At 72.5% G+C, this 10,040-nt stretch carries 7 protein-coding genes and 1 pseudogene; 4 read left to right on the forward strand and 4 right to left on the reverse strand.

The genetic code is table 11. The features are described from left to right. A pseudogene (gene secA / locus GFJ45_RS13130) lies at nucleotides 1-1,918 on the forward strand (preprotein translocase subunit SecA); the annotation flags it as partial. On the opposite strand, the gene GFJ45_RS13135 reads toward secA, so the two are convergent. The 3 genes from GFJ45_RS13135 to GFJ45_RS13145 are packed head-to-tail and all read right to left on the reverse strand — an operon-like array spanning nucleotide 1,917 to nucleotide 5,485. Then, complete coding sequence (locus GFJ45_RS13135) at nucleotides 1,917-3,101, reverse strand: alpha/beta fold hydrolase (protein ID WP_194288665.1); 1,185 nt, start codon at nucleotides 3,099-3,101, stop codon at nucleotides 1,917-1,919. The pseudogene secA and the gene GFJ45_RS13135 overlap by 2 nt on opposite strands. Then, a complete protein-coding gene (gene alr / locus GFJ45_RS13140; RefSeq protein ID WP_153397938.1) occupies nucleotides 3,098-4,318 on the reverse strand; it encodes an alanine racemase in 1,221 nt (406 codons plus the stop codon). Before alr ends, GFJ45_RS13135 begins: the two co-directional genes overlap by 4 nt. Before the next feature lie 36 nt (nucleotides 4,319-4,354). Continuing rightward, nucleotides 4,355-5,485: a 3-isopropylmalate dehydrogenase gene (locus GFJ45_RS13145; RefSeq protein WP_153397940.1), complete on the reverse strand. Its 1,131-nt coding sequence runs from the start codon at nucleotides 5,483-5,485 to the stop codon at nucleotides 4,355-4,357. Nucleotides 5,486-5,562: 77 nt separating this feature from the next. On the opposite strand from GFJ45_RS13145, the gene leuC reads away from it, so the two are divergent. From leuC to leuA, 3 genes are all read left to right on the forward strand, one after another. Beyond that, nucleotides 5,563-6,987, forward strand: a complete 1,425-nt coding sequence (leuC, locus tag GFJ45_RS13150; protein WP_153397942.1) for a 3-isopropylmalate dehydratase large subunit — start codon at nucleotides 5,563-5,565, stop codon at nucleotides 6,985-6,987. Continuing rightward, nucleotides 6,987-7,598 carry a 3-isopropylmalate dehydratase small subunit gene (leuD, locus tag GFJ45_RS13155; protein WP_153397948.1) on the forward strand — a complete coding sequence of 204 codons (612 nt, stop codon included), beginning with the start codon at nucleotides 6,987-6,989 and terminating at the stop codon, nucleotides 7,596-7,598. Before leuC ends, leuD begins: the two co-directional genes overlap by 1 nt. Nucleotides 7,599-7,741: 143 nt before the next feature. Continuing rightward, on the forward strand, nucleotides 7,742-9,466 hold the full coding sequence (leuA, locus tag GFJ45_RS13160) for a 2-isopropylmalate synthase (RefSeq protein ID WP_153397944.1): 1,725 nt from the start codon (nucleotides 7,742-7,744) through the stop codon (nucleotides 9,464-9,466). 12 nt (nucleotides 9,467-9,478) lie between these two features. Here leuA and GFJ45_RS13165 read toward each other — a convergent pair whose 3' ends face one another. Then, nucleotides 9,479-9,916 (reverse strand): VOC family protein, encoded by a 438-nt coding sequence (locus GFJ45_RS13165; protein WP_153397946.1) that lies wholly within the window; start codon nucleotides 9,914-9,916, stop codon nucleotides 9,479-9,481. Between the last annotated feature and the right edge of the window lie 124 nt (nucleotides 9,917-10,040).

Raw genomic sequence — 10,040 nt, forward strand, 5'->3', positions numbered from 1 at the left:
CACCCTCGGCAAGCGGCACTTCGACGTCCAGATCATGGGTGGCGTCGCGCTGCACGAGGGCAACGTGGCCGAGATGAAGACCGGTGAGGGCAAGACGCTGGTGGCGACCCTGCCGTCCTACCTCAACGCCCTGACCGGTGAGGGCGTGCACATCGTCACCGTCAACGACTACCTGGCCGAGTACCAGTCCGAGCTGATGGGCCGGGTGCACCGGGCGCTGGGGCTGGAGACCGGCTGCATCCTGGCCTCCATGACGCCGGCGCAGCGCCGCGAGGAGTACGCCAAGGACATCACCTACGGCACCAACAACGAGTTCGGCTTCGACTACCTGCGCGACAACATGGGCTGGTCGCTGGAGGACCTGGTCCAGCGCGGCCACCACTACGCCATCGTCGACGAGGTGGACTCCATCCTCATCGACGAGGCGCGTACGCCGCTGATCATCTCCGGACCGGCCGACCAGGCCACCAAGTGGTACACCGAGTTCGCCAAGATCGCCCAGCTGCTGCAGCGCGGCGAGGAGGGCGAGGGCGACTACGAGGTCGACGAGAAGAAGCGCACCGTCGGCGTGCTCGAGTCCGGGATCGAGAAGGTCGAGGACTACCTCGGCATCGACAACCTCTACGAGAGCGCCAACACCCCGCTCATCGGCTACCTCAACAACGCGATCAAGGCCAAGGAGCTCTACGAGCGGGACCGCGACTACGTCAAGGCGGACGGGCAGATCCTCATCGTCGACGAGCACACCGGCCGGATGCTGCCGGGCCGGCGCTACAACGAGGGGATGCACCAGGCGATCGAGGCCAAGGAGGGGGTGGAGATCAAGAACGAGAACCAGACCCTGGCCACGGTCACGCTGCAGAACTACTTCCGGATGTACGACAAGCTCGCCGGCATGACCGGGACCGCGCAGACCGAGGCGGCCGAGCTGCACCAGATCTACAAGGTCGGGGTCATCAGCATCCCCACCCACATGCCGATGATCCGTCGCGACGAGGCCGACCTGGTGTACCGGACCGAGGAGGCCAAGTTCGACGCGGTCGTCGAGGACATCGCGGCCCGCCACGAGAAGGGCCAGCCGGTGCTCGTCGGCACCACCAGCGTCGCCAAGTCCGAGTACCTGTCCGAGCAGCTGCGCCGGCGGGGGGTGCCGCACGAGGTGCTGAACGCCAAGCACCACGCCCGGGAGGCGGCGATCGTCGCCGAGGCCGGCCGCAAGGGCGCGGTCACCGTCGCGACCAACATGGCCGGCCGCGGCACCGACATCATGCTCGGCGGAAACCCCGAGTTCATGGCGGTCGCGGCGCTGCGCCAGCGCGGCCTGGACCCCGTGGAGACCCCGGAGGAGTACGAGGCCGCCTGGGAGGACGCGCTGCGGCAGGCCGAGGAGAGCGTGCAGGCCGAGCACGCCGAGGTCACCGAGCTCGGCGGGCTGTACGTGCTCGGCACCGAGCGTCACGAGTCCCGTCGCATCGACAACCAGCTGCGCGGCCGCTCCGGCCGGCAGGGAGACCCGGGCGAGTCGCGCTTCTACCTGTCGCTGCAGGACGACCTGATGCGCAAGTTCAACGCCGGGATGGTCGACCGGGTGATGCAGTCGGCGCGGATCGAGGACGAGGTGCCCATCGAGTCCAAGATGGTCTCCCGCTCCATCGCCAGCGCCCAGTCCCAGGTCGAGGCCCAGCACTTCGAGACCCGCAAGAACGTCCTCAAGTACGACGACGTGCTCAACCGGCAGCGCGAGGTCATCTACGCCGAGCGCCGGCGGGTGCTCGAGGGAGAGGACCTGCACGAGCAGATCCGCCACTTCATCAACGACGTCGTGCAGACCACCGTCGCGGCCGCCGCCCAGCCGGGCCCGGTGGAGGACTGGGACCTGGCCGGGCTGCTCGGTGAGCTGCGCGCGGTGTGGCCGGTCACCGCTCCCGCCTGCGGGGGCGACGGGCCGCCAGGCTGCGGCGCTTGGCCAGGTCGGTGACCGTCGTCCGGGCGGGGTGACGACCACCCGGAGGCCGTCCCTCCTCGGCCCGCAGCGCGCGGGTGGCCAGCGCCAGCAGCTCGGCGGTGACGGTCTCGGGGTGCTCGAGCATGATGATGTGCCCGGCGTCGGTCACCAGCACGTGCTCGGCGTGCGGCAGCCGCTCCACGATCTCCTCGCTGTGCACCGGGGAGGTGAGCAGGTCCCGGTCGCCGTTGAGCACCAGCGCCTCCACGCCGGCGAGCGCCTGCAGCGCCTCGGTCTTGTCGTGGGAGTTCAGTCCGGTCCCGAACCCGGCCACGACCTCCAGCGGGGTGCCGAAGATCATGTCGGCGGTCAGCCGTACCACGGCCATGGAGACCGGGGAGGCGAAGGAGGCGCGGTAGACGATGAACTCCTGCAGCCGCCGCCCCCCACGCATCGCGACGTCCACCAGCTCCTGCCGGCTCGCCAGCTGCCCGACGGCGGCCGGCCCGACCCGGGTGACGACGCTGCCGAGGACCGAGCCCAGGCCCCACGTGATCCGGTGCAGCCCGCCGGCGCTGGTACTGACCAGGGCTACCCCGCGCACCCGCGCGCGGACGAGGTCGGGCTGCTGCTCGGCGAGGGCCATCACCGTCATGCCGCCCATGGAGTGCCCGACCAGCAGCAGCGGGCCCTCAGGCGCCGCTTCCTGGATCACCCGCGCCAGGTCCGCGCCCAGCTGGTCGACCTGGTAGGAGCTGCCCTCCCCCCTGCCGGACAGGCCGTGGCCGCGCTGGTCCCAGACCACGACCCGGTACCCGGCCGCCCGCAGCGCTCGCCGCTGGTAGACCCAGCAGCGGCGGTCCAGGGTGTACCCGTGGCTGAGCACGACGGTGGCCCGCGGCGCCGTACCGGTCCGCAGGCCGTCGGGCTCCGCCGCCTCACCGGGCTCGTCGACCTCCACGTGCAGCGGGACGCCGTCGTCGGCGACCACGACCGCGGCCCGGCTCGGCCGGACCTCGAAGTCCTCCTCGGCACCCAGCGCCAGCGCGCGCCGCCGATCCTCCCAGAGCCGGTCCACGGCGATCCCGGCCGCCGTGGCCACCCCCGCGACCGCGACTCCGGCACCGAGCAGCGCGGGCCTGCGCAGCGGGCTCACCGCTGGTCCCCCTCGGTGCCCGGCGCCACGTCCTCCCCCACGTAGCGGCGGGGCACGCGCGGGCCGAACCGGCTGACGATCTCGTAGTTGATGGTGCCGGCGGCCTCGGCCCACTCCTGGGCCGTCGGCTCACCGGCACGGCCGGGGCCGAACAGCACCAGCCGGTCACCGGCCGCGACGGGGGTGTCGGCCACGTCGATCACGAACTGGTCCATGCAGACCCGGCCGGCGATCCGGTGCCGCCGGCCCCCGGCGAGCACCTCCGCGGAATTGGAGACGTGGCGGGGCACGCCGTCCGCGTAGCCGATCGGGATGTCGACCAGCGTGGTCTCGGCCGGGGTCGTGTAGGTGTGGCCGTAGGAGACCCCCTGCCCGGCGGCGACGCGCTTGACCACCGAGGCGAGCGCGAGGACCGTCATGGCCGGCACCAGCCCGAAGTCGGCACTGCTGCCCACGTCCGGTGCGGGGGTGAGCCCGTAGACCGCGACGCCGGGACGGACCATGTCCCAACGCGCGCCCGGTGTGGTGAGCGTGGCCGCGGAGTTGGCGAGGTGGCGCAGCTCCGGTCGGAGCCCGGCCCGCTCGGCCAGCGCGACGGCGTCGGCGAAGGTCCGTTGCTGCTGGCTGACGGTCGGGTGCTGCGGCGCGTCGGCAGCGGCGAAGTGGGAGAACAGCCCGGTGACCCGGATGGTCCCTTCCGCCTCCAGCCGGGTGGCGGTGTCGACCAGCGCGGCCCAGTCGGTCCGCCCCGGCCCCCCCGGGACCGGCAGCGCGTAGGCGCCGTTGCGACCCAGCCCGGTGTCGGCCTTGAGCTGGACGCGGGCGACCCGGTCTTCCTCCCGGGCCGCGGCGGCCGCGGCCTCCAGCGCCCAGGGGGCGCTCACGCCGAGCTCGACGTCGTGGCGCAGCGCGCCCCGGTAGTCCGAGTCGGGGGTCAGCATCCAGGCCAACACCGGGGCGGTCACCCCGCCCTCGCGCAACCGGAACGCCTCGGAGAGCTGCGCGACCCCGAGCCAGGAGGCTCCGCCGCGCAGCGCCGCCCGAGCGCTGGGCAGCAGCCCGTGGCCGTAGGCGTCGGCCTTGACCACGGCCATCAGCGGGCTGCCGCCGGCGTGCTCGCGCAGGGTGGCGACGTTGCCGGCGATCGCGTCGAGGTCCACGACCGCCACCGCCGGGTAGTCACCCGGCGGGGTGGGCAGCGCGTCGACAGGGCTCATGCGGGGAAGTCTGGCAGGTGAGGTCGGTGGCCGCGCTCAGCCGCGCGCCACGGCGGCGACCTGCTCCATGAGGCTCGAGGGCAGCCCGGCCCCCGCGGGGTCCACCTGCCCGAGGCGGGCCACGACCCGTTCGGTGACCTCGGTGGTGGTGGCACCCATCGCCGGGCCCGACAGGGCCGGCAGCTCGGCCAGCACCGAGGCGGCGGCGGCCTCGACGGCGGCGGCCGCAACCCCCTCCCCCAGCGCGGACAGCGCCAGCGCGAGCGAGAGCACCGCCCCGGCCGGGTTGGCCCACCCGCGGCCGGCGATGTCGGGTGCCGACCCGTGGATCGGCTCGAACATGCTCGGGGCGGTCCCGTCCAGGTTGAGGTTGCCGCTGGCCGCTACTCCGAGCCCGCCCTGCACGACGGCGCCCAGGTCGGTGACGATGTCGCCGAACAGGTTGTCGGTGACGACCACGTCGAACCGCTCCGGTGACACCGGCAGGTGCATGCACATCGCGTCGACGTGCACGTAGTCGGTCTCGACGTCGGGGTAGCGGCTGCCGACCGCCTCCATCACGTCCAGCCACAGCCGCCCCGCCTCGACCAGCACGTTGGTCTTGTGGCACAGGGTGACGCTGCCGCGGCGCTGCTGCGCCAGCCGGAAGGCGTAGTCGACGGCGCGCTCGGTGGCGTACCAGGTGGTGAGCGACTCCTGGGCGGCGACCGCGGCCGGGGTGCCGCGGTGGACGGTGGAGCCGGAGCCGACGTAGGCACCCTCGGTGTTCTCCCGCACCACGACCAGGTCGCACCGTTCCGGGGTCAGCCCGGCGATGGGGGTGGGCACCCCCGGGTAGAGGCGCACCGGCCGCAGGTTGATCGCCTGTCGCATCTCCCGCCGCAGCGCCAGGATGACGCCGCGCTCCAGCACCCCCGGGACCACCCGCGGGTCGCCGATCGCCCCGAACAGGATCGCCTCGTGCTCGCGCAGCGTGGCCACGACCTCGTCGGTGAGCAGCTCGCCGGTCTGCAGGTAGTGCTCCGCGCCGAGCGGGACGGTGGTCCGCTCGGTGGTGAAGCCGAACCGCTGCTCGGCCGCGTCCAGCACGGCCAGCGCTCCCGCGGTGACCTCGGGGCCGATGCCGTCACCCGGGATGACGGCGAGACGGTGCGGGGGGTTGCTCATGGGTGCTCCTGTCGGTGACGCGTCACAGCCGGACTACAGTGTGTCCTATCCCCGCCATCCACCGAGGAGGGACTCCCATGGGCCAGACCCTGGCCGAGAAGGTCTGGGCCTCGCACGTCGTGCACCGGGCCGAGGGCGAGCCGGACCTGCTCTACATCGACCTGCACCTGGTGCACGAGGTGACCAGCCCGCAGGCGTTCGAGGGCCTTCGCGCCGCGGGCCGGCCGGTGCGTCGTCCCGACCTCACCGTGGCGACCGAGGACCACAACGTCCCGACGACGCTGGGGCCGATCACCGACCCGGTCAGCCGCACCCAGCTGGAGGCGCTCAAGCGCAACTGTGCCGAGTTCGGGATCGTCCACCACGAGCGGGGCAAGCTCGGCCAGGGGATCGTGCACGTCATCGGCCCGGAGCTGGGACTGACGCAGCCGGGCATGACGATCGTGTGCGGCGACTCCCACACCTCCACGCACGGCGCCTTCGGTGCACTGGCCTTCGGGATCGGGACCAGCGAGGTCGAGCACGTGCTGGCGACGCAGACGCTGCCGCTGCGGCCGTTCCGGACGATGGCCATCACGGTCGAGGGCGAGCTGCCGCCCGGCGTCTCCCCCAAGGACATCATCCTGGCGGTCATCAACCGGATCGGGACCGGCGGCGGGCAGGGCTACGTCCTGGAGTACCGCGGCAGCGCCATCGAGGCGCTGTCGATGGAGGGCCGGATGACCATCTGCAACATGTCGATCGAGGCCGGCGCGCGCGCGGGCATGGTGGCCCCGGACGAGACCACGTTCGCCTACCTGAAGGACCGCCCGCACGCCCCGCAGGGCGCCGACTGGGACGCCGCGCTGGAGTGGTGGCGCTCGCTGCGCACCGACCCCGACGCCAGCTTCGACGCCGAGGTCGTGATCGACGCCGCCGAGCTGACCCCCTACGTCACGTGGGGGACCAACCCGGGGCAGTCGGTGCCGCTGGGCGAGGCGGTCCCCGACCCGGCCTCCTTCGGTGACGAGGACGCCCGGCAGGCCGCCGAGCGGGCCCTGGAGTACATGGACCTGCGGCCCGGGACGTCGATGCGCGAGATCGCCGTCGACACCGTCTTCCTCGGCTCGTGCACGAACGGCCGCATCGAGGACCTGCGGACAGCTGCCGAGGTGCTGCGCGGGCGGAGGGTCGCCGACGGGCTGCGGATGCTGGTGGTCCCGGGCTCGCACGCGGTGCGGCTGCAGGCCGAGGCCGAGGGGCTGGACCAGGTGTTCACCGAGGCCGGGGCCGAGTGGCGGCTGGCCGGGTGCTCGATGTGCCTGGGCATGAACCCCGACCAGCTCTCGCCGCAGGAGCGCTGCGCCTCCACCTCGAACCGCAACTTCGAGGGCCGCCAGGGCGCCCGGTCGCGCACCCACCTGGTCAGCCCCGCGGTCGCCGCCGCCACCGCGCTGCGAGGCACGCTGTCCAGTCCCGCCGACCTGTCGGAGCCGGCCCCGCGGGAGGTGTCCGCCCGATGATGACGCCGTTCACCGCCCACACCGGGGTCGGGGTGCCGCTGCGCCGCAGCAACGTCGACACCGACCAGATCATCCCGGCCCACTTCCTCAAGCGGGTGAGCCGGGAGGGGTTCGAGGAGGGGCTGTTCTCCCGCTGGCGGGAGGACCCCACCTTCGTGCTCAACCAGCCGGGCTACGCCGGCGGCTCGGTGCTGGTGACCGGCCCCGACTTCGGCACCGGCTCCAGCCGCGAGCACGCGGTCTGGGCGCTGATGCAGTACGGCTTCCGGGTGGTGGTCTCCGCCCGGTTCGGCGACATCTTCCGCGGCAACTCCGGCAAGCAGGGCCTGCTGACCGCCGAGGTCGCCCAGCCGGACGTGGAGCTGATCCTGAAGCACCTGGAGAACAACCCCGGCGCCGAGGTGACCGTGGACCTGACCGAGCGCACCGTGGTGGCCGGCGACATCCACGCCGCCTTCCAGGTGGACGACTACACCCGGTGGCGGCTGCTCAACGGGCTGGACGACATCTCCCTCACCCTGCGCCACGCCGACGAGATCGACCGCTTCGAGAGCGGCCGACCCGCGTTCACCCCGCGGGTCACCGCCGCGACCGGTGAGCCCGGGACGTGACCGGCGCGCCGAAGTCGGCTATGGTCAGGGACCAATGACGCACGTGCTGCTCCTTCGCTGCCGCAGCGAGGCCCTCTAGTCCGGCCCCTCGCTGCGGAGTCTCTGCTGTCCCCGGACACCAGCACACCCAGCGAGGAGCCCCCATGAGCACCACGACGACGTCCCCCGTTCGCAACCCGCAGCAGCCCAGCGGCATGCCGTTCCAGCGGTACACGCCGTTCCCCCCGGTCGACCTGCCGGCGCGCACCTGGCCCGGACGCACCATCACCGAGGCGCCGCGCTGGTGCGCGGTGGACCTGCGGGACGGCAACCAGGCCCTGATCGACCCGATGACCCCCGACCGCAAGCGCCGCATGTTCGAGCTGCTGGTCCGGATGGGCTACAAGGAGATCGAGGTCGGCTTCCCGGCCGCCAGCCAGACCGACTTCGACTTCGTCCGGATGCTGGTCGAGGAGGACCTGATCCCGGACGACGTGGTCATCCAGGTACTGACCCAGGCCCGCGAGCACCTGATCGAGCGCACCTTCGAGGCGGTCGCCGGGGCCAACCAGGCGATCGTGCACCTGTACAACTCCACCTCCACGCTGCAGCGGGAGGTGGTGTTCGACAGCGACATGGACGGCATCATCGACATCGCCGTCACCGGCGCCCGGTGGTGCAAGAAGTTCGAGGAGCAGCTGGAGGGCACCGAGATCTTCTATGAGTACTCCCCCGAGTCCTACACCGGCACCGAGCTGGAGTTCGCCGCGCGCATCTGCAACAAGGTGATGGAGGTGCTGGTGCCCACCGAGGACAAGCCGGTCATCATCAACCTTCCGGCGACCGTCGAGATGGCCACCCCCAACGTCTACGCCGACTCCATCGAGTGGATGAACCGGCACCTGGAGCACCGGGAGCACGTCGTGCTGTCGCTGCACCCGCACAACGACCGCGGGACGGCGGTAGCGGCGGCCGAGCTGGGCTACCTCGCCGGCGCCGACCGCATCGAGGGATGCCTGTTCGGCAACGGCGAGCGCACCGGCAACGTCTGCCTGGTGACCCTGGGCATGAACCTGTTCAGCCAGGGCGTCGACCCCCAGATCGACTTCTCCGACATCGACGAGATCCGCCGCACCGTCGAGCACTGCAACCAGCTGGCGGTCCCCGAGCGCCACCCGTACGGCGGCGACCTGGTCTACACCGCGTTCTCCGGCTCCCACCAGGACGCCATCAACAAGGGGCTGGCCGCGCTGGAGCGCAAGGCCGATGCCGCCGGCGTCCCGGTCGCCGAGCACCCGTGGGCGGTGCCGTACCTGCCCATCGACCCCAAGGACGTCGGCCGCACCTACGAGGCCGTCATCCGGGTCAACAGCCAGTCCGGCAAGGGCGGCGTCGCCTACGTGATGAAGACCGAGCACAACCTGGACCTGCCGCGCCGACTGCAGATCGAGTTCTCCCAGGCGGTGCAGCGCCACACCGACGGCGAGGGCGGCGAGATGAGCCCAGCGGCCATCTGGGCGGCCTTCGAGACCGAGTACCTGGTCCGCACCAGCCCGATCGAGCTGCGCACCGTGCAGACCCGGCAGACCCCGGCCGGCCGGGAGCAGCTGGAGGCGCAGGTGGTGCTGGACGGCACCGAGCAGGTGCTGCGCGCGGAGGGCAACGGCCCGATCGCCGCGTTCGTGCACGCCCTCGCCGAGCAGGGCATCGACGTCCGGGTGCTGGACTACACCGAGCATGCGCTGTCGGCCGGCGACGACGCGGTCGCGGCGGCCTACGTCGAGTGCGCCGTGGACGGCCAGGTGCGCTGGGGGGTCGGCATCGACGCCAACATCGTCGTGGCCTCGCTCAAGGCGGTCACCAGCGCCGTCAACCGGGGCCGCGGCTGAGCGGCCAGGGCGTCAGCCGGCTGGCTCGCCGGTGCCCTCGACCAGGGTGCGTCCGTCCTCGGTGACCTCCCAGTACGGGTTGTGCGCAACCTCCCACGGGTGCCCCTCGGGATCGATGAACACCCCCGAGTAGCCGCCCCAGAAGGTGGCCGCGCCCTCCCGGGCCACCGTCCCGCCGGCGGCGCGCGCCTGGGCGAGCACCTCGTCGACCTCCTCGGGAGAGCCGACGTTGTGCGCCAGCGTGACCCCGCCCCAGCCGCCGCCGTCGGTGACGCCGGAGTCGGCCTCGAGCGCGGCCCGCTCCCACAGCGCCAGCACCACGCCGCCGAGCTGGTAGAACACCACGCCCTCCGGGGAGCCGGCCGGCTGCCAGCCGAGCCCGTCGTAGAACGCCCGCGCCCGGTCGAGGTCTCGCACGCCGAGGGTGACCAGGCTCATTCGCTGCTGCATGGCCCCACGGTAGCGGCGGTGGCGGCTGCTCAGCGGCGTAGCAGCCCCGCCACCGTGGCCGGGCCACGCGGCGACATCTTCCTGCCCACCGTCGGCCACGCGCTGGGCTTCATCGCCGAGCTGG

The organism is Ornithinicoccus halotolerans (assembly GCF_009602535.1).
GTDB lineage: Bacteria > Actinomycetota > Actinomycetes > Actinomycetales > Dermatophilaceae > Ornithinicoccus > Ornithinicoccus halotolerans.